This is a genomic window from Sphingopyxis sp. (assembly GCF_040216815.1).
Taxonomy (GTDB): Bacteria; Pseudomonadota; Alphaproteobacteria; order Sphingomonadales; family Sphingomonadaceae; genus Sphingopyxis.
Window position 1 is genome coordinate 284,344 of record NZ_JAVJOJ010000001.1, and the last position, 25,309, is coordinate 309,652.

Annotated in this window: 25 protein-coding genes; 8 read left to right on the forward strand and 17 right to left on the reverse strand. The window is 66.7% G+C overall.

The window, feature by feature from the left end:
• Positions 1 to 88: 88 nt before the first annotated feature.
• The 6 genes from RIA72_RS01380 to RIA72_RS01405 all read right to left on the reverse strand — a co-directional run bounded on the left by RIA72_RS01380 (position 89) and on the right by RIA72_RS01405 (position 5,760).
• On the reverse strand, positions 89 to 427 hold the full coding sequence (locus tag RIA72_RS01380) for a P-II family nitrogen regulator (protein ID WP_350030563.1): 339 nt from the start codon (positions 425 to 427) through the stop codon (positions 89 to 91).
• Positions 428 to 775: 348 nt separating this feature from the next.
• Positions 776 to 2,959 carry a PQQ-dependent dehydrogenase, methanol/ethanol family gene (locus RIA72_RS01385; RefSeq protein WP_350030564.1) on the reverse strand — a complete coding sequence of 728 codons (2,184 nt, stop codon included), beginning with the start codon at positions 2,957 to 2,959 and terminating at the stop codon, positions 776 to 778.
• 124 nt (positions 2,960 to 3,083) lie between these two features.
• Entirely contained in the window at positions 3,084 to 3,923 is an 840-nt protein-coding gene (gene map / locus RIA72_RS01390; RefSeq protein ID WP_350030806.1) for a type I methionyl aminopeptidase, read from the reverse strand.
• Positions 3,924 to 3,967: 44 nt separating this feature from the next.
• Complete coding sequence (locus RIA72_RS01395) at positions 3,968 to 4,729, reverse strand: hypothetical protein (RefSeq protein ID WP_350030565.1); 762 nt, start codon at positions 4,727 to 4,729, stop codon at positions 3,968 to 3,970.
• Positions 4,730 to 4,760: 31 nt separating this feature from the next.
• A complete protein-coding gene (locus tag RIA72_RS01400; protein WP_350030566.1) occupies positions 4,761 to 5,225 on the reverse strand; it encodes a Fur family transcriptional regulator in 465 nt (154 codons plus the stop codon).
• A 100-nt stretch (positions 5,226 to 5,325) separates the two neighbouring features.
• Positions 5,326 to 5,760 (reverse strand): MerC domain-containing protein, encoded by a 435-nt coding sequence (locus tag RIA72_RS01405; RefSeq protein ID WP_350030567.1) that lies wholly within the window; start codon positions 5,758 to 5,760, stop codon positions 5,326 to 5,328.
• 171 nt (positions 5,761 to 5,931) lie between these two features.
• Here RIA72_RS01405 and RIA72_RS01410 point away from each other — a divergent pair, with 171 nt between their 5' ends.
• The 3 genes from RIA72_RS01410 (at position 5,932) to RIA72_RS01420 (ending at position 9,559) form a co-directional block, all read left to right on the forward strand.
• Positions 5,932 to 7,455, forward strand: a complete 1,524-nt coding sequence (locus RIA72_RS01410; protein ID WP_350030568.1) for a fumarate hydratase — start codon at positions 5,932 to 5,934, stop codon at positions 7,453 to 7,455.
• A gap of 113 nt (positions 7,456 to 7,568) precedes the next feature.
• The gene (locus RIA72_RS01415) at positions 7,569 to 9,104 is read left to right on the forward strand and encodes a M20/M25/M40 family metallo-hydrolase (RefSeq protein ID WP_350030569.1); all 1,536 of its coding nucleotides are present in this window, start codon (positions 7,569 to 7,571) and stop codon (positions 9,102 to 9,104) included.
• The gene (locus tag RIA72_RS01420) at positions 9,101 to 9,559 is read left to right on the forward strand and encodes a VOC family protein (protein WP_350030570.1); all 459 of its coding nucleotides are present in this window, start codon (positions 9,101 to 9,103) and stop codon (positions 9,557 to 9,559) included. Before RIA72_RS01415 ends, RIA72_RS01420 begins: the two co-directional genes overlap by 4 nt.
• A gap of 182 nt (positions 9,560 to 9,741) precedes the next feature.
• Here the strand turns inward: RIA72_RS01420 and RIA72_RS01425 are convergent, their stop codons facing one another.
• Positions 9,742 to 10,911, reverse strand: coding sequence for a DUF481 domain-containing protein (locus RIA72_RS01425; protein ID WP_350030571.1), 1,170 nt, complete (start codon positions 10,909 to 10,911; stop codon positions 9,742 to 9,744).
• A 141-nt stretch (positions 10,912 to 11,052) separates the two neighbouring features.
• Here RIA72_RS01425 and RIA72_RS01430 point away from each other — a divergent pair, with 141 nt between their 5' ends.
• Together RIA72_RS01430 and RIA72_RS01435 are read left to right on the forward strand one after the other, a co-directional pair.
• The gene (locus tag RIA72_RS01430; RefSeq protein WP_350030572.1) at positions 11,053 to 11,316 is read left to right on the forward strand and encodes a hypothetical protein; all 264 of its coding nucleotides are present in this window, start codon (positions 11,053 to 11,055) and stop codon (positions 11,314 to 11,316) included.
• 66 nt (positions 11,317 to 11,382) lie between these two features.
• Positions 11,383 to 12,108, forward strand: a complete 726-nt coding sequence (locus tag RIA72_RS01435) for a 2OG-Fe(II) oxygenase (RefSeq protein ID WP_350030573.1) — start codon at positions 11,383 to 11,385, stop codon at positions 12,106 to 12,108.
• A gap of 16 nt (positions 12,109 to 12,124) precedes the next feature.
• Here the strand turns inward: RIA72_RS01435 and RIA72_RS01440 are convergent, their stop codons facing one another.
• The 5 genes from RIA72_RS01440 to RIA72_RS01460 all read right to left on the reverse strand — a co-directional run bounded on the left by RIA72_RS01440 (position 12,125) and on the right by RIA72_RS01460 (position 16,031).
• A complete protein-coding gene (locus RIA72_RS01440; protein WP_350030574.1) occupies positions 12,125 to 13,249 on the reverse strand; it encodes an MBL fold metallo-hydrolase in 1,125 nt (374 codons plus the stop codon).
• A gap of 3 nt (positions 13,250 to 13,252) precedes the next feature.
• Entirely contained in the window at positions 13,253 to 13,894 is a 642-nt protein-coding gene (locus RIA72_RS01445; protein WP_350030807.1) for a cell cycle transcriptional regulator TrcR, read from the reverse strand.
• A gap of 146 nt (positions 13,895 to 14,040) precedes the next feature.
• Positions 14,041 to 14,487: an acetyltransferase gene (locus RIA72_RS01450; RefSeq protein ID WP_350030575.1), complete on the reverse strand. Its 447-nt coding sequence runs from the start codon at positions 14,485 to 14,487 to the stop codon at positions 14,041 to 14,043.
• Positions 14,484 to 14,951, reverse strand: a complete 468-nt coding sequence (locus RIA72_RS01455) for a MaoC family dehydratase (RefSeq protein WP_350030576.1) — start codon at positions 14,949 to 14,951, stop codon at positions 14,484 to 14,486. Before RIA72_RS01455 ends, RIA72_RS01450 begins: the two co-directional genes overlap by 4 nt.
• Before the next feature lie 78 nt (positions 14,952 to 15,029).
• On the reverse strand, positions 15,030 to 16,031 hold the full coding sequence (locus tag RIA72_RS01460; protein ID WP_350030577.1) for an NAD(P)H-quinone oxidoreductase: 1,002 nt from the start codon (positions 16,029 to 16,031) through the stop codon (positions 15,030 to 15,032).
• A 103-nt stretch (positions 16,032 to 16,134) separates the two neighbouring features.
• Between RIA72_RS01460 and RIA72_RS01465 the strand changes: the two genes are divergently transcribed.
• Entirely contained in the window at positions 16,135 to 16,332 is a 198-nt protein-coding gene (locus tag RIA72_RS01465) for a DUF1192 domain-containing protein (protein ID WP_350030578.1), read from the forward strand.
• A 196-nt stretch (positions 16,333 to 16,528) separates the two neighbouring features.
• Here the strand turns inward: RIA72_RS01465 and RIA72_RS01470 are convergent, their stop codons facing one another.
• Positions 16,529 to 19,120: a putative bifunctional diguanylate cyclase/phosphodiesterase gene (locus tag RIA72_RS01470; RefSeq protein ID WP_350030579.1), complete on the reverse strand. Its 2,592-nt coding sequence runs from the start codon at positions 19,118 to 19,120 to the stop codon at positions 16,529 to 16,531.
• Between the two features lie 190 nt (positions 19,121 to 19,310).
• Here RIA72_RS01470 and RIA72_RS01475 point away from each other — a divergent pair, with 190 nt between their 5' ends.
• Complete coding sequence (locus RIA72_RS01475; RefSeq protein WP_350030580.1) at positions 19,311 to 20,342, forward strand: fatty acid desaturase family protein; 1,032 nt, start codon at positions 19,311 to 19,313, stop codon at positions 20,340 to 20,342.
• A 113-nt stretch (positions 20,343 to 20,455) separates the two neighbouring features.
• Here the strand turns inward: RIA72_RS01475 and RIA72_RS01480 are convergent, their stop codons facing one another.
• From RIA72_RS01480 to RIA72_RS01490, 3 genes are all read right to left on the reverse strand, one after another.
• The gene (locus RIA72_RS01480; protein ID WP_350030581.1) at positions 20,456 to 20,935 is read right to left on the reverse strand and encodes an asparaginase domain-containing protein; all 480 of its coding nucleotides are present in this window, start codon (positions 20,933 to 20,935) and stop codon (positions 20,456 to 20,458) included.
• Positions 20,932 to 21,417, reverse strand: a complete 486-nt coding sequence (locus RIA72_RS01485) for a DUF3291 domain-containing protein (RefSeq protein ID WP_350030582.1) — start codon at positions 21,415 to 21,417, stop codon at positions 20,932 to 20,934. Before RIA72_RS01485 ends, RIA72_RS01480 begins: the two co-directional genes overlap by 4 nt.
• 114 nt (positions 21,418 to 21,531) lie before the next feature.
• Positions 21,532 to 23,133, reverse strand: a complete 1,602-nt coding sequence (locus RIA72_RS01490; RefSeq protein WP_350030583.1) for a lysine--tRNA ligase — start codon at positions 23,131 to 23,133, stop codon at positions 21,532 to 21,534.
• A 120-nt stretch (positions 23,134 to 23,253) separates the two neighbouring features.
• Between RIA72_RS01490 and RIA72_RS01495 the strand changes: the two genes are divergently transcribed.
• Positions 23,254 to 23,622, forward strand: a complete 369-nt coding sequence (locus tag RIA72_RS01495; protein ID WP_350030584.1) for a PilZ domain-containing protein — start codon at positions 23,254 to 23,256, stop codon at positions 23,620 to 23,622.
• A 179-nt stretch (positions 23,623 to 23,801) separates the two neighbouring features.
• Here the strand turns inward: RIA72_RS01495 and RIA72_RS01500 are convergent, their stop codons facing one another.
• Positions 23,802 to 25,274 (reverse strand): helicase HerA domain-containing protein, encoded by a 1,473-nt coding sequence (locus RIA72_RS01500; protein WP_350030585.1) that lies wholly within the window; start codon positions 25,272 to 25,274, stop codon positions 23,802 to 23,804.
• Between the last annotated feature and the right edge of the window lie 35 nt (positions 25,275 to 25,309).

The following is a 25,309-nucleotide window of genomic DNA, read 5'->3' on the forward strand; positions in this document are numbered from 1 at the left end:
CCGTGCCGGATGGAACCGGCCGGAGATGGACCCCCGCCTTCGCGGGGGAACAGGTTATTTTTCGAATGTCTTTGGCGGCGGCCATGTTTTAGAGCGCATCCTCGTTGCGTTCGCCGGTGCGGATGCGCAGCGCGGTCTCGACCGGGATGACAAAGATTTTGCCGTCGCCGATGCGGCCGGTCTGCGCGGCCGCCGCGATCGCCTCGACGACGCGTTCGGCCATCGCATCCTCGACGATGACTTCCAATTTCACTTTGGGCAGAAAGTCGACGACATATTCGGCACCGCGATAAAGTTCGGTGTGGCCCTTTTGCCGGCCGAACCCCTTGGCTTCGGTCACGGTGATCCCGCTGACGCCGACTTCGTGCAGCGCCTCCTTCACTTCGTCGAGTTTGAACGGCTTGATGATCGCCTCAATCTTCTTCACGCTATTCGTCCCCCTTTGGGCTGGCCGCCGCCCTTCGCACGTCCAGCCGGATCAGGGCTGCCTGTCCGGTCTGCCGTCGAGTCGGTGCGGTGTCCCGCCATCTTGCACCAATCAAAAGCCGTGCCAATTGGCGAATCGCAGGGATTTGGTAAGAATTTTGAAACGAAATGACGCCGCTGCCCAAGCGCTGGGCAAAGAAGGAACCCGCCTGCCTAAAAAAGTGGCAAACTTCTCGCCGTCATTGCGAGGAGCAAAGCGACGAAGCAATCCAGTGCGGTGCAAGGCGCCACTGGATTGGTTGGCCTACGGCCGCCTTCGGCCCCGCCTCGCTCGCAATGACGGTCTCGATTACCGCCCCATCGGCGCCGAGGCGTCAGGCAGGTTCGCTTTCGTCCAGATCGACCGGTCGATGACATAGGCGCGCAGCGCCTCGGCATCCTGCGCGGTGAGCACCTTGGCAAAGCTCACCATGCCGCGGTCTTTCAGCGCCCCGTCGAGGACCACCGATTTCCATGCGTCGGCATTGGTCAGCGTGCCCGACACGCGGAGGTCGGGGGTGAAGCCGTTGCCGATCGCGCTGTCGCCGTGGCACACGATGCAATAGCGCCCGAAATGCGCCTTGCCCGCGGCGACCTGCGCCGGCGTGCCGAACTGCGGCGGCGGGGTCCACGCCAGCGCCGCCGAGGCGGGCGGTGCGGGGAGCTGCACCGTGCCGCCGATCTTCATCACGACCAGGCGCGGGATGTTGGGCACCTTGCGCGTCACCCCGCCCGCAACCCCGGCGACGAGCGGAAAGGCGCCGCCCTTGCTCGTCTGGAAGGCGATGTACTGAACGCCGTTCACGCGAAAGGTCGAAGGCGCGCTGACGATCCCCGACTGCATGTCGAGGTCGAGCAATTGCTTGCCGGTATCGGCGGCATAGGCGCGGAAGCGGCCCGTGCTCGTCCCCTGAAAAACAAGATTGCCCGCGGTCGTCATCGTGCCGCCGTTCCACGCCGCGGGATGGTCGACACCCCACGCCACCTTGCCCGTGCGCGGATCGAAGGCGACAAGGCGCCCGGTCGTCGCCGCGACCGCGGCGCGATACGCCGCCTTGTCATCGGGCAGCATCGTCTTGTTGAGCGATGTGCCGACATTGAAGCCGAGCACCTTCCTTTTGTCGAGCTCGTCCATGTCGGCAAGATAGCCCTGCGGGATCTGCTGCGCCGGGATGTAGACGAGGCCGGTGACGGGATTGAAGCTCATCGGATGCCAGTTATGCGCGCCGAGCGCGCCGGGCACCGCGATGAACGGCTTGCCGGTCCTGTAGAAGCGCGCCTCGGGATTTTCGATCGGGCGCCCGGTCGCCATGTCGTAACCCGTCGCCCAGTTGATCCCGTCGACAAAGGGCTTGGCGCTGAGCAGCTTGCCGGTCGTGCGGTCGATCGTGAAGAAAAAGCCGTTCTTCGGCGCATGGTACAGCACCTTGGTCGGCTTGCCGTTCACCGCCTGCTCGGCAAGGATGATCGGCTGGGTCGCGGTATAGTCCCACGTCTCGGCCGGGGTTTCCTGATAATGCCATTTATATTTGCCGGTCGACGCATCGAGCGCGACGACCGACGAGAGGAACCAGTTGTCGCCCTCGCCGTTCGAGCGCGTGCCATGGTTCCACGGATTGCCATTGCCGACGCCAAGGTAGATCTGGTCGAGATCCTTGTCGTATACGATCGCGTCCCACACCGTCCCGCCGCCGCCCGAGGTCTGCCACTCGCCCGTATCCGACCAGGTGGCGTTCGCCTTGCTCGCGAAGATATCGTCCGACGCGGCGCCATCCTTGGCCTTGGTCGGGTTCGGGGCGGTGTAGAAACGCCAGCGCTCCTTGCCCGTGTCGGCGTCGTATGCGGTGACATAGCCGCGCACCCCGAACTCGGCGCCGCCGTTGCCGATCAGCACCATATCCTTGACGACGCGCGGCGCGCCGGTGATCGTGTATGGCTTTTCGGCGTCGAAGGTCTGCGTCGACCAGATCTCCTTGCCCGTCTTTTTGTCGAGCGCGATCAGCCGCCCGTCGAGCGCGCCGACAAAAAGCTTGTCGCCCCACACCGCGACGCCGCGGTTGACGACGTCGCAGCAGGCGTGGACGGCGCGCTCCCCCGGAACCTCGGGGTCATATTTCCACAGGGATTTGCCCGTCGCCGCATCCCACGCGCTGACCTTCGACCAGGCGTGCGTCACATACATCACCCCGTCGACGACCACGGGCGTCGCTTCCTGCCCGCGCGCATCGTCAAGGTCGGCGAACCAGGCGATGCCGAGTTCGCCGACATTCGTATCGTCGATGTCGGTCAGCGGGCTGAACCGCTGCTCGTCATAGCTGTAGCCGATCGCGCCCCAGTCATCGCCGCTGCCGCCGGTCTTGAGCAGGGTCTCGCTGGCCTTCTCGGCATCGTCGAGCACACCGGCCGAGACGCTTTCATCCCTGGGCGCATTGCACGCCGTCAGTGCCAGTGCCGCGCCGCCCAGCAGCGCGGCCGAAAAGACCCGTTTCGCCATCCCATATTCTCCCGTTCGCCGTCTATCCTTGACGTTAACGTCAAGTCTGCGCGCGAAGGCGCGCGGGTGCAAGGAGGAATTTGGGGGTTGATAGAGCCCCTCCCCTGAAGGGGAGGGCGCAACCTCACGCCCAGGGCGGCGCGTTCAACCCCTTCGGGCTCGCGGTGAAAATCTCGCAGCCGGTTTCGGTGATCCCGATGCTGTGCTCGAACTGCGCCGAGAGCGAACGGTCGCGCGTCACCGCAGTCCAGCCGTCGGCGAGCATCTTTACCGCATATTTGCCGGTGTTGATCATCGGCTCGATCGTGAAGAACATGCCGGGGCGGAGTTCGGGCCCCGTGCCCGGGCGTCCGGCGTGGACGACTTCGGGTGCGTCGTGGAACATCTGGCCGAGCCCATGCCCGCAGAAATCGCGCACGACCGAATAGCGGTGGCGCTCGGCATGTTGCTGAATCGCGTGCGCGACGTCGCCCATATGGTTGCCCGGCTTCGCCTGCTCGATGCCGAGCATCAGGCATTCGTACGTCACCTCGACCAGCCGCTTCGCCTTGATGGGTACGTCGCCGACCAGATACATGCGGCTGGTGTCGCCGTGCCAGCCGTCGACGATGCTGGTGACGTCGATGTTGACGATGTCGCCCTCGCGCAGCGGCTTGTCGTCGGGGATCCCGTGGCACACGACATGGTTGATGCTGGTGCAGCAGCTGTGCGTGAAACCGCGATAGCCCAATGTCGCGGGAATGCCGCCGCCCTCCAGCATCATCGTGCGAACAAGATCGTCGATCGCCGCCGTCGTCACGCCGGGCTGGACAAAGGGAACAAGCGCGTCGAGGATTTCGGCCGACAGCCGCCCCGCCTTGCGCATACCTGCAAAGCCCGCTTCGTCGTGCAGCTTGATCGTGCCGTCGCGCACGCGCGCCGGGGCCGCCGCATCGGCGGCGCTGATGGAGACATAGTCGTACATGGGGCCGATATAGGCGATGTCGCGCCCGATTGCGAGCGCGACGGTCAGCCGGCCAGCGGACGCGCGCGCGCGAAGCCCTGCCAGCTTCCCGCCGCGGCAAGCGCAAGCAGCAGCAACCATCCCGCCGCCGCCGAAGGGATCAGCGTCCAGGCGAAGGCCGCGGGCGTGATGACCGCCATCACGGTCGGGATCGCGGCAAGAATCGCGAGCGTGCCGAACAGCGCCCACCACCGGCCGAACTGCGTCGCCGCGGCGCCGATCGCGACATTGGTGAGCGCGAGCAGCACGAACTTCGCCGCGACCGGATAGGGCAGGCTCGCCATCGCGGGCGAATAGTCGCCCGCGGTAAAGGCGGCCTGGATGTCGAACAGCAGCCAGTTTTCATACGCATCGGCGAGCGCCGCGGCGAACGGAAGCAGCGTCGCGGCGAGCAGCGCGCGCCGCCGAAGCTCGCGCCACAGCGCAAAACAGCCGCAGCCGAGGAAGCCCGCATAAAGCAGCATGTAAAGATAGTCGCGCTCGTTGCCCGTCCGCATCGCGGCGAGCCGCGCGACCTGCTGCGGATCGCTTTCGACCCCGAAGATCGCTTCGAGATCGCCCTGCCCGCCCGCAAATTCAAAGGCGAGCACCGGGGGGCCATAGCCGGGCGCGATGGCATGCCCTTCTTGCGGGAAAAGCTGCGTCAGCCACAGGCCGAACAGCAGCACCGCAAGGCCCAGCCCCAGCGTCCAGAGCCAGGCGCGCGTCGGCGCGGGCGGCCGCGCCCGCTCGGCCTCGATCCATTGCTGAAGCCCCCCGATCGGCATTCAGCCGTCCGGTGACCCGCCGCGCGTCACCCTATTGGCACTCGGTGCATTTGCCGCGCACCTCGATCACCGGGCGCTCGGCGGCAAAGCCCGTCTTTTCGGCGGCGGCGCGTACACCGGTCGACAGCGTGTCGTCGTCGACATGCACCGCGGTGCCGCAGCTGTCGCAAATCAGGAAAATACAGTCGTGCAGGCAGCCGGGGTGGCTGTTCGCGACAAAGGCGTTGGCGCTTTCGACGCGGCGGACGAGGTTGTTCGCGACGAACAGGTCGAGGATGCGATAGACGCTGTTGGGCGCGACGCGCTTGCCGCGCTTCTGCGACACGATGTCGGCGATCTCATAAGCGCTCGCGGGCTTGCCGATCGCCGCGACGGCGTCGAAAATCTCCGCGCGCATCTCGGTCCAGGCCTCGCCCCCGCTCTCGAGCGCCTTCTGCGCCGCCTTGGCGAGCGAGGCGCCGCTCGATTCGATGTGCGGATGGTCATGTTTGCCCATGGCGTTTCCTCGCGCGCAGAAGAAGTCCGCGCCAGTCACCCTATAATGTAGGCGGTTTGCCGGTCGCCCGCAAGTTGCGGGCCCCTCCGATACGGTGCAATCAGTGCCGCGCGCGCCGGTTGAGGTCGTGGCCGAGCGCGACCACCGCGACGCCGATCATCGTCGCGAGGACTTCGCTGCCGTCGTGCGGCCGCGCCAGCGCGCCTGCCATCATGCCAAGGCCGAAGCTACCGACCGCGAAGGGCATCATAAAGCCGTGGCTCAGCACCCCGGCGACGAGCGTGATGAGCGCAAAGCCGATCGCGATGATCAACCCGATCTCGTGGAACAGATGATTGTCGAGGAACACGCCGCCGACCGATGCGATCGAGGCGAAAAAGATCGTCGTCGCAAGGCAGTGGACAAGGCACAGCCCCGACAGCCCTATCGCCAGCTGGTCGCCCGACAGCGACGTCAGCGGCCGCGCACCGCGCGCAGCCCGGACCAGCGCGCCGAGGCGCGCGGAAACAGGGCTAAGGCTGGCGACTTGCGGCACCCGATTCTCCGTTACGGCGATTATTCGATGGATATGGCATAACATGACCTAGGTTACAACATCACATTGCGCATATTTTCGGGGGGTCGCCGCCGCGCCAAATGGCTTTTCACCCCGCGCAGCCGGGTCTAGGGGGAACGCGAATCCCGAAAAATGGGCGAAAGGCTGCACATGAACACCGTGATCATCCGCGAAGACGACCTTATCGAAACGATCGCCGACGCGCTCCAGTACATCAGCTATTTCCATCCGATGGACTATATCCGCGCATTGGGCGCCGCGTATGAACGCGAAGTATCGCCCGCCGCCAAGGACGCGATGGCGCAGATCCTCTCGAACAGCCGCATGTGCGCCGAGGGGCATCGCCCGATCTGCCAGGATACCGGCATCGTCACCGTCTTCATCAAATGGGGCATGGACTGCCGCCTCGACTCATCCCGCAGCCTTCAGCAAGTGGTCGATGAAGGCGTGCGCCGCGCCTATCTCCACCCCGACAACAAGCTCCGCGCCTCGATCCTCGCCGACCCGGCGTTCAGCCGCGTCAATACCAGGGACAATACGCCGTCGGTGCTCAACGTCGAAATGGTGCCGGGCGCGAAGGTGCATATCGACGTCGCGGCGAAGGGGGGCGGCAGCGAGAACAAGTCGAAGTTCAAGATGATGAACCCGTCGGACTCGATCGTCGACTGGGTGCTCGAAATGGTCCCGCAAATGGGCGCGGGCTGGTGCCCGCCGGGGATGCTCGGCATCGGCATCGGCGGCACCGCGGAAAAGGCGATGCTGCTCGCCAAACAGTCGCTGATGGACCCGATCGACATGACCGAATTGCTCGCGCGCGGACCCGCGAATCCGACCGAGGAACTGCGCATCGAGCTGTATGAAAAGGTCAATGCGCTCGGCATCGGCGCACAGGGGCTGGGCGGGCTTTCGACCGTGCTCGACGTCAAGATCGCCGACTGGCCGACCCATGCCGCGTCGAAACCCGTCGCGATGATCCCCAATTGCGCCGCAACAAGACATGCCCATGTGACGCTCGACGGGTCGGGTCCTGCCTATCTCGAGCCGCCCGTGCTCGCCGATTATCCGCAGATCAATTGGGCGCCCGACAGCGCGGCAAAACGTGTCGACCTCGACACGCTGACCCCCGAAGTGGTCGCGAGCTGGAAACAGGGCGACCGCCTGCTCCTCAACGGCAAGATGCTCACCGGCCGCGACGCCGCGCACAAGCGCATCGCCGACATGCTCGCGAAGGGCGAGGCGCTGCCCGTCGAGTTCAAGGGCCGCGTCATCTATTATGTCGGCCCCGTCGATCCGGTCGGCGAGGAAATTGTCGGCCCCGCAGGCCCCACGACCGCGACGCGCATGGACAAGTTCATGGGACTAATGCTGGGCCAGGGCCTGCTCGCCTGCGTGGGCAAGGCCGAACGCGGCCCCGCCGCGACCCAGGCGATCGCCAAGCACAAGAGCGCCTATCTGATGGCGGTCGGCGGCGCGGCCTATCTCGTCGCGCGTGCGATCAAGGGGTCAAAGGTCGTCGGCTTCGCCGATCTCGGCATGGAGGCGATCTACGAGTTCGAGGTTCAGGACTTCCCCGTGACGGTGGCGGTCGACAGCGAAGGCCAGAATGTCCACGTGAATGCGCCGAAGCTCTGGCAGCAGCGCATCAGGGACGAGGAGTTGCTGGAGGGGGCGTAAGCTCTCTCGCCCCCGTCATCCCGGCGAAGGCCGGGATCTCGCCGGTGACGCCTTGCCTTCCCCTTCAATTTGAAGAACACTCCCCGCCACAACGACATAGCAGGGGAACAGCGATGGATTTCCGTAACGTCGACAAGCCGAACCGCCGCGAGCTGATTCGCGGTGCCGCGATGCTCTCGGCCGGGGCGATCGCGATGCGCCCCTTCCCCGCGCTCGCCGCCGACGGCCCGATGGCGGCGATCCGCAAGGCCGCCGAAGCCGGCAAGGCCGCCTCGATCCAGCGCATCCGCGACTGGATCGCGCTGCCCTCGATTGCCGCCGAAAACCGCAACATGGCCGAGGGCGCGGCCTATATGGCCGAACTCGCGCGCGACGCAGGCTTCACCAATGTCGAGATTGTGCCGACCGACGGCCATCCCGGCGTCTTCGGCACGATCGACGTCGGCGCGCCGCGCACGCTCGGCATCTATTTCATGTACGACGTCAAACAGTTCGACGCGTCCGAATGGTCGTCGCCGCCGCTCGAAGGCCGGATGGTCGAGCGCCCCGGTTTCGGGCAGGCGATCATGGGCCGCGGCGCGGTGAACCAGAAGGGGCCGGAGGCGGCCTTCCTCGCCGCGCTGCACGCGATCCGCGCGGCCAAGGCCAGGCTTCCCGTCAACATCGTCCTCGTCTGCGAGGGCGAGGAAGAGATCGGCTCGCCGCATTTCCGCCAGATCGCGACGAGGCCCAACATCCTCGCCGCGCTGAAGAAGTGCGAGGGCATCTTCATCCCCTTCGCCTCGCAGGGCAAGACCGGCAATGTCACGGTCAACCTGGGGTCAAAGGGTATCATCGAGCTCGAACTCGTCGCAAGCGGCGAGACATGGGGCCGCGGGCCGAAGGGCGATGTGCATTCCAGCCTCAAGGCCATGGTCGATTCGCCCGCGTGGCGGCTGGTGCAGGCGCTGCAAACGCTCGTCACCCCCGATGGCAACACCCCCGCGATCGAGGGCTGGTTCGAAAATGTCCGCCCCCTGACCGAGCGCGAAAAGGCGCTGATCCGCGAAGCCGCCAAAGCAGGCGACGAGGCACAGCAAAAGGCGGCGCTCGGCGTCACCCACTGGATCGACAATCTTTCCTACGACGACGCGCTGATCCGTCTCGCACAGGAACCGACGGTGAATATCGAGGGGCTGGTTGCGGGCTATACCGGACCCGGCGGCAAGACGATCCTGCCCGGCCGCGCGGTCGCCAAGCTCGACCTTCGCCTCGTTCCCGACCAGACGCGCGCCGAGGCCGAGAAAAAGCTGCGCGCCCATCTCGACAAACATGGCTTTGCCGATGTCGAGATGAAGGTGTCGGGGGGCTATGACCCCACCGAAGTCGCCGAGGGCAGCCGCCTCGTCCGCTCCGAACTCGCGACCTACAAGACGCTCGGCGTCGCGACGAGCCTCAACCCGCGCATGGCGGGCAGCTGGCCCGGCGCGACCTTCACCGCGCCGCCGGTGTCGATCCCCGCGGCGCATTTCGGCATCGGCCACGGATCGGGCGCGCACGCCCCCGACGAATATTTCCTCGTCGATTCGACCAATCCCAAGGTTGCGGGGCTGGTCGATGCGACGATGGGATTTGCCGAATTTCTCTACACGCTCGCGGCGATCAAATGAGCGGAGAGATCAACGGCGTCGCGCACGTCATTCTGACGGCGGGCGATTTTGCGCGGTCGACGGCTTTCTGGCGCGACATGATCGGCTATCTGGGGCTCAAGATCGTGCTCGACAGCGACGCGATGCTCTACGGAGTCGGCGGGCGCACCGCGATCGGCATCCGCACGCCGAGCGCGGACAATGCCGGAAAGCGCTTCGATCAGGGCGCGCCGGGGCTGCACCACGTCTGTTTCCGGATGCGCGACCGGGCCGCGGTCGACCGTCTGCACGCCTTTCTGAAGGCCCGCGGCGACATCCGCATCGTCCACGCGCCGCAGGAGGAACCCTGGGCGCCCGGCTATTATTCGGTGCTGTTCGAGGACCCCGACGGCATCCGGATCGAATTCAACCATGTCCCCGGCGCGGGGCTGCTCGGCGAGGGGCAGGAAATCGGCGGCGCCGAAGTTTTCGACTGACCGCGCTACGGTAACAGCCCCGCTAAAAGCGTCATCCCGGCCCTTCGACTGCCTTGGCAGGCGCTCAGGATAAACTTCAGCCTTTGGCTGAAGGCCGGGATCTCGCCGTGCGCCAAATCGGCAACGCCTCAATTCCGTTCGTGTCGAACGGGAGAATTGGCTCAGATTAAACCCACATCGCTCTAAAACCCGTAGACCAGCGTGAAGCGCGTCATCGTGTCGAGCTTTTCGACCCCCGCCGGCGGATCGGTGTCGATTTCGGCCGAGTAGGAAAAGCGTGCCGACAGCGCGCCCGTCAGCTTGGCGTTGAGCGCGGTCAGCGCGCTGGTCGAGATGTTGCGCCCGCCCACAATCGTCGACGTCACCTGCGTCAGCCGCAGCGTCGGCGACATCTGCCACGCGAAGTCGAGCCCCGCGAGCCCGGTGAGCTCGCTGTCGTCGATCCCGCGGCCGGGAATATAGTCGGTATCGCGCCACGCCGGCCCCGCTTTCACGCTGAGCGACATCGTCTTGTCGGCCACCAGCTTGTAGCCGAGTCCCGCCGACGCGTTCCAGCGCGCACCGAACCCCAGCACGCGGTCGCGTTCCCAGCGGCCGAGCCCATAGGCGAAGGCGCGCTCGCTCACCTGGATCTGCGGTTCATATTCGACCAGATAGCGTTCGACCGAGGTTCGCCCGTTCGTCCGCTGGTAATCGGCCTGCGCGCGGAACCGCTGGTTCCAGTCGACCCCCTTGCGCGCGAGCGCGACGCCAAGGCTGAGCCCCGACGATTTGGTGTTGCCGGTGGCATAGGATGCGCCGATCTGCCCCTCGCCCTTCCAGTTCTGCCAGAATTTCGCCTGCGCCAGCTTGGCGCGCGCCGCGGCGGCGGCGGCGGCCTTTTCCTTCGCGCGCTCGGCGCGATATTCGGCGAGCAGCGCGTCGATCGCCGCCGCCTGGTCGGGCAGCGTCGTCTTGGCAAGCTTGCCCACCGCCTCGACGTCGCCATCCTTCTTGCTCGCCATCGCGGCGGCAAGCATCTGGCGCACGGGGTCGGGCTGTTCGCCCGCGTCGCGCAGGGCCTCCGCCGCCGCGAGCATCGCGTCGATGTCGCCGATCGAGCGCGGATTGGTCGCCTTCGCCAGCGACACCACCGTATCGACATCGCGCGTCTCGCCGCTGTCGATCGCCGCCGCGATCATCGCGCGCACCGGGTCGGGCAGCGGCAACGGGGTGGTTTCGGGCAGCAGCGCGGGGGCAACGGCGGGGACGATCAACGGCGAAATCGCCGGCGCGGCGGGGCTGGCACAGGCAGGCGCGACGCCCCCGACGATCAACAGGACGGATGCGGCATAGCGCGGAAAACAGGTCATCGAACGGGCCCTTCGCCGGGGGAGAGAGGAGGCATTTCGAACGGCGCGCGGCGCCGCGCACCTTGGCCGCGCCGGTCATAGGCCGAAACGGGCTGGCATTTCCACCCCCAACGCCCCATCTGCAATCCTATGCTCATTGCCATGATTGCCATTTTCTGCGCCGGGGTCAGCAATTTCGCGATGCACCGCGCCTTCATGGAAAGCGACGACCCGCTGGTGCAGCAGATGGTCCGCCCGCTCGCCGACAAGGTCGGGCCGCACGCGACCTATATCTTTGAATTCCTGCTTCTCGTCGGCGCGATGGCGATTGCGACGCGCAGCGCGCTGGCGGGCGCGCTCCTCTACGGAGCCTACACATTCTTCAACGCCATGGCGTTCAGCTGGATCATGCAGCGCGGCGACTGATGCGCGCGCCGCTTTGGCCGCAAGAAACGGGGCGCGCGCGGGCGGCAACGGCGCCATGAGGCGCGCATGACGACTGCTATCGACACCGACGTCGCAACCCGCCTCGCGGCGTTCGACTGGGACGCCGCCGCCGCCGCGCTCGACCGCGCGGGGTGGTCGGTGCTGCCCGGCCTGCTCGACGAAGCCGAATGCGACGCGCTTGCCGCCAGCTACGACACGCCATCGCTGTTCCGCAGCCATGTCCAGATGGCGCGCCACGGTTTCGGGCGCGGCGAATATCGCTATTTTGCCTATCCGCTGCCGCCGCTCGTCGCGGCGCTGCGCGCGCTCCTCTATCCGCGCCTCGTGCCGGTCGCGAACCGCTGGCACGAACGGATGGGGATGCCGACGCGCTTCCCCGGCAACCACGCCGATTTCCTCGCGCGGTGCCACGCCGCCGGGCAGCGGCGCCCGACCCCGCTGCTGCTGCGCTATGGTCCGGGCGATTACAATTGCCTGCATCGGGATTTGTACGGCGACCATGTGTTTCCCGTGCAGGCCGCGGTGCTGCTTTCGGCGCCGGGCACGGCGTTCACCGGCGGCGAGTTCGTGCTGACCGAACAGCGGCCGCGGATGCAGTCGCGCGCCGCGGTGGTCCCGCTGGCCAGGGGCGATGCCGTGATCTTTGCGGTGAACGCCCGCCCCGTGCGCGGGTCGCGCGGCGACTATCGCGTCGCGATGCGCCACGGGGTCAGTGAAATCCGCCGCGGACGGCGGCACACGCTGGGGCTGATCTTCCACGACGCCGCCTGAACGGCGCGCGCGGCGGTCATGCGATGCCGTGATACCACCAGACGCCGCCACGATCCTCGCGCTGCACGCGTCCTTCGACCTCGAGCCGTTTGAGGTGCGCAAGCGCCTCGCCCGTCGCAAGGCCGCGATTATGTTCGCCGATCGGGCGGTTGAAGAGCAAGGGAAAGGCGTCGACCGCGCGCATCGGCGCCTTCGCCGCCGCTTCGGCGAGGTTGTAAAGCCGCATCCGGTGCTCGTCGCGCAGCGCCATCAGGCGGACGTGCAGCCCCTTGAACGGTTCGCCGTGCGCGGGGCAGACGATGACGTCGGCGGGAATGACGCGCAGCAGCTTGTCGATCGACGCCAGCCATTCGCCCAGCGGATCGGCATCGGGTTCGGTGATGTTGACCGACACGTTCGAACTGATCCGCGGCAACACCTGGTCGCCCGAAATGAGCACGCCCTCTTTCTCGTTCCACAGGCACGCATGTTCGGGGCTGTGCCCCGACCCGGTGACGACGCGCCACCGGTGCGCGCCCATGTCGAGCACGTCGCCGTCGGCGATCCGTACATAGGATCGCGGCAGCGTAAAGATCATGCGCTGGAACATGTTCCAGCCGCGCGTCCGCTGCGCCTCGATCGCCTCCTCGTCCCATCCCGCGGCGCGCGATTGCACCAGCACCTCGTCGGGCGCGCTGTCCGATGAATCGGCGACGATCGCGCGCGCGGTCAGCATCTCGCCGCGCGTCATCCACAGCTTGACTTGCCTCTTCTTCGCGATCCAGCCGGCAAGGCCGATATGGTCGGGGTGAAGGTGCGTTCCGATCACGCGCGTGATGCGCTTGTCCCTGAGCGCGCCCGCATAGAGCGCCTTCCACGCGTCCGAACACATGGTCAGGCAGATGCCCGTGTCGACCACCGCGACGCCATCATGGTCGTCGAGCAACCAGCTGTTGATGTGGCCAAGCGAGCCCGGCATCGGAATGCGCGCCCAGCCGATGCCGTTCGCGATGCCGATCGTCTCGCCCGCCTCCGGAGCCGCGTCGCCCCACGGATAGGTCAGGCCCGCGTGGCTCGTCGCGGTAAAGCTGTCGTCCTGGGTCAGCGAGGCGTCCGGCGATCCGCTGACCGCGGGGATATTATCCTCGTCCGTCCCCGCCACGGCTCAATCTTCGCCGTCGACGTCGGTGGCGGCCTCTTCGGCGGCGCGCGCTTCGGCGGCGGCGGTGCGTTCGGCGCGCAGTTCCTCGAGCAACGCTTCGCGGTCGCCTTCGAGGCGGCTATCCTCGGGCGCCTTGATCCCGGCCTTCTTCGCGGCCTTGGCGACGAGCGCGTCGAGTTCGCGCTGCGAACAAAGGCCCAGCGTCACCGGGTCCTTGGGGACGATGTTCGCGCTGTTCCAATGGCTGCGATCGCGGATCGCGCCGATCGTGTTGCGCGTCGTGCCGATGAGCTTGCTGATCGCGCCGTCCGACACTTCGGGATGGTTTTTCAGAATCCACGCGATGCCGTCGGGCTTGTCCTGGCGCTTGCTGACCGGCGTATAGCGCGGGCCGCGCGTGCGGCGGATCACGTCCTGCGCCTGGACGCTCATCTTCAGCTTGTAATTGGGGTCCTTCTGACCCTTTTCGATCTCTTCCATCGACAGCTCGTGCGCGCGCACGGGATCGCGGCCGGTATATTTGGTCGCGGCGGTCTCGTCGGCGATCGCCTGCACTTCCAGGATGTGGATGCCGCAAAATTCGGCGATCTGGCCAAAGGTCAGGCCGGTGTTGTCGACCAGCCAGGCGGCGGTCGCGTGCGGCATCAGCGGGGTCGGATTGGCATTGGCCATGACGGAAACTCCAAAAGCGCAAATAATAAGGGCCGCCCCTCGCGGGGCGGCCGTTCGGCGGTTGATGTAGCCCCATATTGCGCCCCGCGCAAGCACGGGCGGCGCCGACGTCGGGTGGCTCAGCCGGCGCAGCGGCGCAAATGGATCAGCGGATAGGGGCGTCCCTGTCCGTCGCGCGCCGACCGCCCGGTGGGCACAAAGCCCAGATGCCTATAGAAACCAACGGCTTGCGCATTCTGTTCGTTCACATCGGTCGTGATCGCGGGATGGAGCGTCAGCGCATGATCGACCAGGCACCGGCCAATCCCCGTCCCGCGCTGGCCGGGGTCGATGAACAGCGCCTCCATATGCGCGCCGTCGAGCAGCATGAAACCCTGCGCGCAGTCGTCGCCATCGACCGCCAGCCACAGCGGCGCGGCGGGCAGAAAGGCCGCAACCTCGCGCCCGATCGCCGCGCGGTCGGCGGGGTCCAGAAAATCATGCGTCGCATCGACCGCCGCGGCCCAGATCGCGACGGCGCGCGCGCCATCCTGGGGGCGTGCGCGGCGGATGCGCGCCGCTCTCATTCGCCCGGCACTGCGGCCCGCGCGGGCATCTGGATCAGGTTGGTAAAGGACATGGCGACCTCGCCATCCTGATTGGTCGCGGTCATCCGCATCGTGACGACACCGCGATCGGGCTTGCTGTGCGACCGCCGGATGCCGACCACCTCGCGCCGGATCGTCAACCGGTCGCCCGGCCGCACCGGACGGCGCCATTCGAGGTCGTCGATTTTCAGCCCCAGCATCGGCGTGTCGCCGAACGGCGCGGTGTCGACAAACTCGCGCATCGCGCGCGATGCAACGTGCCAGCCGCTCGCGATCAATCCGCCGAACCGTCCCGCCGCCGCCGCTTCGGCATCGACGTGCATCGGCTGCGGATCAAACTCGCGGGCAAAGCGCACAATCTCGTCTTCGGTAAAGACGACCGGGCTGCCCGTCCATGTCTGCCCCACTTCCAGATCGTCGAGAAACAACGAACGCACCGCCACAATTCACCTCCGGACGCGGACGGGGTTGCCCGCCGCGCCCGGTTATGCGGCCCGCCCGCTTTGTCAACCGGCGCGGCGCTATCCGACCGTCAGCACGATCTTTCCGACATGCGCGCCCGCCTGCATCCGCGCGTGCGCGGCGGCGGCTTCGGCGAGCGGAAAGGCCTGGTCCATCGCCGGCTTCCACGCGCCTTCGGACAGGCGCGGCCACAGCGTGCGGTGAATCTCGTCGGCGAGCAGCGCCTTGAACTCGGCGCTCCGCGCGCGCAACGTCGATCCGGTCAGCGTCAGGCGGCGGCGCATCACCTGAGATATGTCGATCTCGACCTTCGCCCCGCGCTGAAAGGCGATGGTGACGTGCCGCCCGTCGTCGGCGAGGCATTCGAGGTTGCGCGGCACATAATCGCCGCCGACCATGTCGAGCACGACGTGGACCCCCGCGCCCCCGGTAAATTCCTTGACCGCCGCGACATAATCCGCGCTCGCATAATCGATCGCCAGGTCCGCGCCGAGCGCGCGCGCCGCATCGCATTTTTCGGCGCTGCCGCAGGTGACGATCACCGTGATGCCGAACAGCTTGCACAGGCCGATCGCGGTCGTGCCGATGCCGCTGGTGCCGCCGTGGATCAGCACCGTCTCCCCGTCGCGCACATAACCGCGCTCGAACAGATTGTGCCACACGGTAAAGACGGTTTCGGGCAGCGCCGCCGCCTCGGCCATCGTAAAGCCCTTGGGCACAGGCAGGCAACTGCCCGCGGGCGCCGTGCAATATTCGGCATAGCCCCCGCCCGCGACGAGCGCGCAGACCGCCTGGCCCAGCAGTTCGGGATCGCCCCCCGGCCCGACCGCGACGACGGTGCCCGCAATCTCCAGCCCCGGCAGGTCGGACGCGCCCGGCGGCGGCGGGTAAAATCCCATGCGTTGCAGCACGTCGGGGCGGTTCACCCCCGCGGCGGCGACGCGGATCAGCACCTCGCCCTTCGCGGGCTGCGGCACCGGCCGCGTCACGGGCTGCAACATCTCGGGTCCCCCCGGCGCGCTGATCGCAACGGCGGTCATCTCTTCTGGCAGGCTGGTCACGCTCTGAAATCCCCCACTGGTCCGGTTCCCTTCCCCCTGCCGCGCCTTATTGACAGTGCGGCGGCACGGGTCAACAGTCGCGCTTCATTTGAGGAGGATGGCCATGGACGATGACGAGCTTCCGCGCCGCCGCGACGATGCGCTGTCCGCGCTCGTCCGCCAGCCGCTCGACCCGTTGTCGGTCGACGAACTCGACGACCGCATCGCCGTGCTCGAAGCCGAGATCGAGCGCATCCGCGCCCACCGCCGCGCCGCGACCAGCCAGAAAGCCGCGGCCGAGGCGCTGTTTCGCAAGGGTTAAGGCAAAGGGGGCGGTCAACCCCACCATCGTCATCCCGGCCCGTCGACTGCCTTGGCAGGCGCTCAGGATAAACTTCAGCCTTTGGCTGAAGGCCGGGATCTCGCCTGGGCGTCAGGAAGCAAGGGCGAGATTCCGGCCTGCGCCGGAATGACGGTTACATATCAACGCACTGAATATCCGCGCGGGGGACGGGGCCTTAGGCCGCACGCCGGGCGCGTCCGCGCGGGACACCGCGCGAACCGAACAGATCCTCGATGTCGACCGCCTCGGCGAATTGCACCCCGGTGCGGTTGTCCGCCGACCAGCGCGCTTCGGCGTCGATACGCTGGCCGGGACCGAATTCGAGCGACAGCGGCGTCCCCGGTAGCACGTTCCACAGCCCCTCGACCAGCGCGCCGCGCGGCGCGATGTTGCGCACGATCGCTTCGTACCGATGACCGCCGCTTTCGACATGGATCGTGCGAAAGACGGTCAGCCGCGGCGCGCGCGCACTTTTATATCCTTTGGCCTCGACGCGTCCGCCCGCCGCGCGAAGCAGCGCCAGCACCTCGGCCAGCTCCATCGGTTGCCCATAGATATAGCCCTGAACATGGCTGCACCCCAGGCCGCGGATCAGCGCCAGATCGTCGTGCGTCTCCACCCCTTCGGCGGTCGTTTCCATGCCGAGCGCGCCCGCCAGCCCGACGATCGAGGCGATGATCGCCGCATTCATGCTGCTCTTGTCGGCGGCGCCGAGGACAAAGCTCTGGTCGATCTTGATCTTGTCGAACGGCGCCTTTTTCAAATAGCCGAGCGCCGAATAGCCCGTGCCGAAATCGTCGAGCGCCAGGCGCACACCGGTGCGCTTCAATTTCTGGAACATCGCCAGATTTTCGGCACTTTCGTCGAGGAACACGCCCTCGGTAATCTCCAATTCCAGCTGTTCGGGCCGGATACCCGCCGCCGACACGGCGTTCACGATCGTCGCGGGCAGCTTTTCGTTGGCGAACTGGCGCGGCGAGACGTTGACCGCAACGCGGTATCCAGCGCCCAGCTCGGCAATCGCGGCGCAGGCGGTCCGGATGATCCATTCGCCGATCGGGACGATCAGGTTCGATTCCTCGGCGATCGGAATGAATTTCGACGGGCTGATCGTTCCCGCGGTCGCATGGTGCCAGCGGATCAGCGCCTCGAACCCCGAAATCCGCTCGCTCGCGACGTCGACGATCGGCTGATACAGCAGCTGCAATTCATCCTTCGCCAGCGCGTCGCGCAGCGCATCCTCGATCGCCCGGCGCTCGCTCGCCTGATTGTGCATCGCATCGGCATAGAAGCGATAGATGCCGCGCCCCGCATCCTTCGCGGCATAGAGCGCAAGGTCGGCGTTGCGGACCAGCGCCGATGCCCCGACCTCGTCGCCGTCGGACACGGCGATACCGATCGACGATCCGATCCGCACCTGTTCGCCTTCGATCGCGAAGGGCTTGGCCAGGCTCAGGATGATCGCATTGGCGATAGCGGCGATCTTTTCCCGCTGGTTCAGCTGGGGCAGCACGATCTGGAACTCGTCGCCGCCAAGGCGTCCGACCTGTCCCTTGTCGCCGACGATCTGCGTCAACCGCGCCGCGACCTGCTGGAGCAACTGGTCGCCGACCGGGTGGCCCAGCGTATCGTTCACCGCCTTGAAACGGTCGAGATCCATCAGCAGCAGCGCGCAGGGCTGCGGCTGGCCGATATGCGTTTTCAGCGCGCGTTCGAGCAGGTCGGTGATGTGCCGCCGGTTGGCGAGCCCGGTGAGCGTGTCGTATCGCGCGAGCTGGTTGATCTTGTGCTCGGACCGTTTCTGGTCGGTCAGGTCGGTGCCGCTGCCGCGAAACCCCTGAAAATGGCCAAGCGCGTTGCTGATCGGATGCCCCGAGATCGACCACCAGCGCTCCTCGCCGGGTGCCGCCGCCTGCACCGTCAGCTCCTTGAACGGGGTGCGCGACGACAGGCTGAACCCCAGGGTGCGTTCCTCGCTTTCATCGTTGCTGAGCCGTTTGCGGATGATGTCGGTAAAGGGCCGGCCGAGCAGGTCGGCGAGCGGACGCCCGATCCGGGCCGCGACGGTGGGCGAAATATAGACGAGCTGGCCGTCGCGGTCGGTTTCCCAGAACCAGCCGCGCCCCGCGCGCTCGAAATCGCGCATCAGGTTGAGCGCGCGCTGCTGGTCGCTGATCGCGCGCCGCGCCGCCTGGGTCGCGCGCCGCTGGTGCCGGATATCCTCGCGCATCATCACGATGAGCAGCGCCAGAAAGACGGTACCGGCGAGCGCGAAGGGCCACGACGCGACCCCGATCGCGCCGCCGAACGCCACCGCGCCGGCAAAGCTGAAAAACAGCGGCCGGACGATCGACACCGCCGAGGCCGCGACCAGAAGCGACCCGATCAGGATGGCGGTAAAGGCATCGAAATAGCGGCTGCCGTCGGGAACCGCGATCGCCGCGAACATCGCCGCGGCGTTGAGCAAGGTGCCAAGCGCGACCAGCGCGACGCACGCCGCCGCCACCTGCCGCACGCGCGCCGCGCGCGCCGGCCCCGGCCTGCGCATCGCCTGGCCCACCACCGTCAGCGCCGTATCGCACGCCAGCCCCGCGGCCATCGCCAGCCACAGCGCCGGACGATCGAGGAACCCCGCAAGCCCCGGCAGAAAGGCAAAGGTCGCAAAGGCCAGGAGGCGGCCGATCAGCACATAAGGCCACAGCTTTGCGGCGCGCAGCACGCGCGCGACGAACTCGGGCGAATCGAACGGCGATTCGCGCGCGGTCACGTCGCCGCCGACTGGCCGTATGATGCTACGCCGAACCCCCAATGCCTTGATCTTCCCCGCTCGTCTGGTCGCACCGAACCAGTGAGCGGAAGGGGTTTCCAAAAGCTTACCAGCGCAACGTCATTGAAGCCATTGCTGTGCCAAAACGGAAGGGGTTTGGTTTCGCTTCGCAACTTGTTATGCTGGCGCCATGCCCGCCGTCCGCCTCTTTCCTCCCGACCGCTTTTTCGACCGTGCCGAATGGTCCACGCTCACGCGTCCTTCGGCGTGGCGCGGCCTGTGGCTGGTGGCCCATGCATGGATCGTCAGCGTCGCGCTCGTCGGCCTTGCCGCCTGGTCACAGCACCCCGCCGCATGGCTCGTCGCGATCCTTTTTGTCGGGGGACGCCAGCTCGGCCTCGCGATCCTCATGCACGACGCGGCGCATGGCGCGCTGCATCCCAATCGCAAGATCAACAATTTCCTCGGCCAGTGGCTGACCGGCGCGGCGGTCGGATCGGACCTCATCGCCTATCGCACCTATCACCTCCAGCATCATAAATTCACCCAGCAGGCCGAAGACCCCGACCTCGCCCTGTCCAAACCCTTCCCCACCACGCGCGCGAGCCTGTGGCGCAAGGTCGCCCGCGATCTCAGCGGTCAGACATTTTTCAAACAGCGCATGGCGCAATTCGGCTTCGCACTTGCCGGCCTCAAAGCGATGCTGCGCGGCGAGTCCGCGGCGAAGGCGGGCGCAAGCACCAGGGCGGGGACGCCGTTCAACAAGCAATCGGACGATGGCGTGACGTCGCCGACGATCGACGTCGCGGGCGCGATGGCGGTGACGCGCGCGGTCGGCCGTTTCCTTGTCGTCCAGGCGGTCCTGCTCGGCGCGTCGCTGGCGCTCTATGGCTGGACACCCTATCTGCTCTGGCTCGCCGGACTGGCGACGACCTTCCAGCTGTATCTGCGCATCCGCAACATCGCCGAACATGCCTGTACGACCACCGGAAGCGAGGACCCCTTCACCCATGCCCGGACGACCTATGCCGGCTGGCTCGCGCGCGCGACGGTCGCTCCATATTGGGTGAATTATCACGCCGAACATCATCTGTTCATGGGCGTGCCCTGCTATCGCTTGCCAGCGGTCCACGCCGCACTCGGCCGCGCGGGCAAGCATGGCGCGATGACGATCGCGCCGACCTACGCCGCGGTGCTGCGCCAGGTCACGACGCAAGCCTGACCATCATTTGAAAAGCTCTGTGCTCCCGCGAAGGCGGGAGCCCATCACCTGCCGGTGCCATTTCGCACCAATCGGAGCTGGGTCCCCGCCTTCGCGGGGACACGGATTCCACTCTACTCGCTGACGAACCGCGACCCCGCGCGGTCCTTCACGGTCTTTTCGGGGTCAAAGATCATCCCGTTCATCGCGACATAGACGCCGGGGGGCAGCGTCTGCACCGCCGCCAGCGCAAAGCCGACGTTGAACTCGGCATCGCTCGCGCGCACCGACGCGGGCTGCATCGCGCCCGTCAGCACGATCGTCTTGCCTTCGATGGCGGCCAGGACGCGCCCGGTGACGACCATCGTGTCGGTGCCGTGCGTCACCAATATGCGCGGCGCATCGCTCGCCGCGACCGCCGCGCGGATCGTCTCGCGGTCGGCATCGTCCAATTCGAGGCTGTCCTTGCGCATCAGCTGCGTGACGCGGTGCGGCACATGGACATTATTTTCGCGCAGCATGTCGGGGATCGCCGCGGGGCCGATCTGGAATTCGCTGAGTGCGTCGAAATAGACCTTGTCGATCGTCCCGCCGGTGGTGAAAATGTCGATCACGCGCATTCATCCTGCACCGGCACCGCGGGCGTGCCGTCGGGCGCCGCAAAGGGCCGCTTGAAGGTAAAGGCCGCCGCGGTCGGCCCCTCCGCCTCCAGCATCGCCAGCCGCGCCATGCCCTCGGCGACGGTCGGGCGGTGCCCCGCGGGCACCCACCAGAGCACCTGATACACGCCGACATGCTCGAACCATTCCTTGCGCCGCCGCATGATCGCAAGATGGTCGGGGTCGCGATAGACAAAGGCCGCAAGCGCATCGAGGTCGCGCCACACCGACATGTTCGCGATCAGCTGCGGATCGTCGGTGACGGGCACGTCGGTCGCGTCATTGCCGTCGCCCGTCAGCCGCCAGACGAACCCGTCGCTTGCCTCGGCGATCGCATTCACCCCGTCGAGCGCCTCCATGAAATCGCGGTTCGCGACATGCTCGGCGGGCAGGCGAAAGCGCGCCACGTTGATCTGCGCCAGTTCATATCCGGCCATGCTGTCCTCCTGAAAACCCGTTCGCATCGAGCGAAGTCGAGATGCCCATCGGTCGTGTACGCCTTTGCGTGTCTCGACTTCGCTCAACACGAACGGAGTTTGACATCGATTCTTCTACGCCAAAGCCTCGGCGATCAGGCGCCGCGTATTGTCGATCCCGAACAAGGCAATAAAGCTGCCCATGCGCGGCCCCGCGCTCGATCCGAGCAGCGTCTCGTACAGCGCCCTGAACCAGTCGCGCAGATTGGCAAAGCCGTGCGCCTCGTCCTTGCCGATCTCGTACACGATATTCTGGATGTCGTCGGCCGCGGCATCGGCGGGCAGCGCGGCGAGCCGTGCATCGAGCGCCTTCAGTGCCGCGACCTCGCCGCCCACGGGCTTGCGCCGCTGCAGCGTCGGCGCGACGAAATCGCGGTTATACGCCATCGCATTGTCGATCAGCCGGTCGAGCTCGGGATAGGTCGCCGCGTCGGCGCCCGCGACATATTGGCCAAGGTAGCGCCAGATCTGCGCCTTCGACGCATCGGCGCCCATCACCCCGACAAGGTTGAGCAGCAGACCATAGGTGACGGGTAGCACCGCCCCCGGAACATCCTGCCCGCGCGCGACATGGACATGATGCACGGGGTTGCCCAGCTTCTTGTCCGGCTCCTGCTCCGGATACGCCCCACGCATCTGGAGATATTCGTCGACCGCCTTCGGCACCACGCCGATATGGAGCTGTTTCGCCGCCTTGGGCTCGCGATAGGCGAAAAAGGCCAGGCTTTCCTCGCTGCCATAGGCAAGCCATTCCTCCATCGACAGGCCATTGCCCTTCGACTTCGAAATCTTCTCGCCCTTTTCGTCGAGGAACATTTCATAGATCAGCCCTTCGGGCTTGCGCCCGCCCAGCGCCTTGGCGATCTTGCCCGACTGGACGCCGCTGTCGGTCAGGTCCTTGCCGTACATCTCGTAATCGACGCCGAGCGCGACCCAGCGCATCGCCCAGTCGACCTTCCATTGCAGCTTCGCGCCGCCGCCCAGGATGCTGTGCGTGATCGTTTCGCCCGCATCCTCGAACGACACGAGGCCCGCGTCGGCATCGACCACCGTGACCGGCACCTGCAAAACGATTCCCGACTTGGGGCTGACCGGCAGCACCGGCGAATAGGTCGCCGCGCGCTCGGCGCGCAGCGTCGGCAGCATGATGTCGAGAATATCCTGATTGTGGCGCAGCACGTTTTTGAGCGCGTCGTCGAACGCCCCCGAGCGATAGCGTTCGGTCGAGCTCACAAATTCATAATCGAAACCGAACCGGTCGAGGAACGCGCGCAGCATCGCATTATTGTGATGCGCGAAACTTTCATATTTGCCGAAGGGATCGGGGATCGCGGTCAGCGGCTTGCCCAGATGCTCGCGCAGCATATCGCCGTTCGGCACATTGTCGGGAACCTTGCGCAGGCCGTCCATATCGTCGCTGAACGCCACCAGCCGCGTCGACACGCCACCGGTCAGCGTCTCATACGCACGCCGCACCATCGTCGTGCGCAGCACTTCATTGAAGGTCCCGATATGCGGCAGCCCCGACGGGCCATAGCCCGTCTCGAACAGCACGGGCTCGCCGCCGGGCTTGCCACCCGGATAGCGTTTGACCAGCTTGCGCGCCTCCTCGAACGGCCAGGCCTTGGACGTTTGCGCGGGTTCGCGCAGCGACGGATGAAGATGCAAGTCGGTCATGCCGCGCCCATAGCGGCAAGCGCGGGGGAATCGAAAGGCAAAATTGCCCCGCCCCCTCCTGCTCCGTCGCGCCCGATCATCGTTACCGGATTATTTACCATGATGGGTTTAGATGGCCGCATGACGAACCCCCGCCTCCCCACGCCGCGCCGTCATCAGCGCACCGCCGTCGCCATCGACGTCACCGTCAACGGGGTGCTGAGTTTCGTCGAGGGCCGCATCGCCGACCTGTCCGAAGGGGGTGCGCGGATCGACGGCGTGTCGCTGCCCGCGCGTTCGCGCTGCGAAATCCATTATGGCGGGCAGCTGGTCTATGCCGTCGTGATGTGGTCCGAAGTCGACCGCATGGGCGTGCGCTTTCCCTATGAACTCACCCACGGCCCGCTCTACAACGCGCTCGACCGCGCGCGCACCGCGGCCATGGTCGACCCCGCCCGGATTTTCCACAGCCAGCGGCCGGTGACGTTCGGCCGACGCGGGCTGGACTGAACGGCTGGGGGCCGGCAAACTCAGGGGTGGTAAAAGCGCCACCTCTGTGCCCCTGCGAAGGCAGGGGCCCATCTCCTGCCGCCGGACTTCCGAGCCACCGGCTGGATGGAGTTGCAAGGCTGGTAAGATGGGCCCCTGCCTTCGCAGGGGCACGGGCTCGGTGAAACGTCAGAACGTCTTCATTCCGCCTCGGTGCTGATCCCCAGCTCCGGAATCCCGATCGACCGCCGCCCCCCGAAATCGGAGCGCACCACGATCACCCCCTGCTTTTCCATATAGTCGATCAACCGCCGGATGCGCCCCGGCGAGCGGCTGCCATAAGCGCGGCCGAGCGCCTCGTCGTCGGGGCACGGCGCCCCGTCCATCGCCGCGCGCGCGATCTGCAAAAAGGGCGCGACCATATCGTCGGGCAGTCGGTCGGCGACGGCAAGCGCTTCGCGCCAATGCGGTTCGGCGGGGTCAAAGACACCCCCCTTGGCGAGCGCGAAGCGGCGGCGAAAGGCGGCGAGGTCGAGCGGTACCTTCTTCAGCTTCGCCATGCGGCAGCGCACCGAAAAATCCTGGAACAGCATCGCCTCGCCCTGAAAGGCCCCGTCGGGATCGGCGAGCATCGCCTCCAGCGTCGCGATCACCACCGCGTCGGCGGCTTCGGCCTCGGCTGCCGCGTCGACGATGTCGAGCACGGGCGGCGCATCGGGATCGGTGTGCAGCGGTTCGCTCGCGGCGATCCGCTCGATCACCGCGCTCGCCGCGACGGGTTCGGGCTCCGTCGCCACCGGACGCGGCGGCGCGGGCGTTTCGGGTTCGGCAAAAAGCATCGAGCGCATGTCGGCGCCATCGGCATCGGGCAGCGGCATCAGGCTGTGCGTCCCCATCCGCGTCGCGGTGCGCGTCGCGCCGATGCGGATGCTGAGCGGGCGGCGCGAGATTGCGGGGCCCAGCCCCAGGAAATGCCCGCGCTCCAGGTCGCGGATCGCCTCCGCCTGCCGCCGCTCCATGCCGAGCAGGTCGGCGGCGCGCGCCATGTCGATGTCGAGGAAGGTGCGCCCCATCAGGAAATTGCTCGCCTCGGCGGCAACATTCTTGGCGAGCTTGGCCAGCCGCTGCGTCGCGATCGCACCCGCCAAACCGCGCTTGCGCCCGCGGCACATCAAATTGGTCATCGCCGACAGGCTGGCGCGGCGCGCATTGTCGGATACGTCGCCCGACGCCGCCGGCGCGAACATCTGCGCCTCGTCGACCACCACCAACGCGGGAAACCAATGTTCGCGCGGGGCATCGAACAGCGCGTTGAGGAACGCGGCGGCGCAGGTCATCTGCGCCTCGATATCGAGCGTTTCGAGGCTGAGCACCACCGACGCGCGATGTTCGCGGATGCGCGCGCCCATCGCCGCAATCTCGCGCTCGTCATAATCGCCGCCGTTGATCACGACATGGGTAAAGGCATCGGCGAGCGTCACGAAATCGCCCTCGGGGTCGATCACCACCTGCTGCACCAGCGCGGCGCTTTCCTCAAGGATGCGGCGCAGAAGGTGCGACTTGCCCGACCCCGAATTGCCCTGGACGAGCAGGCGCGTCGCGAGCAGTTCCTGCACGTCGACGCGCACGTCCTGCCCCGCCGCGTCGGTCCCGATCTCGATACTCGTCTTCACAGCCGCCGCCCTATCGGCGCCCCCGGCCGATGACA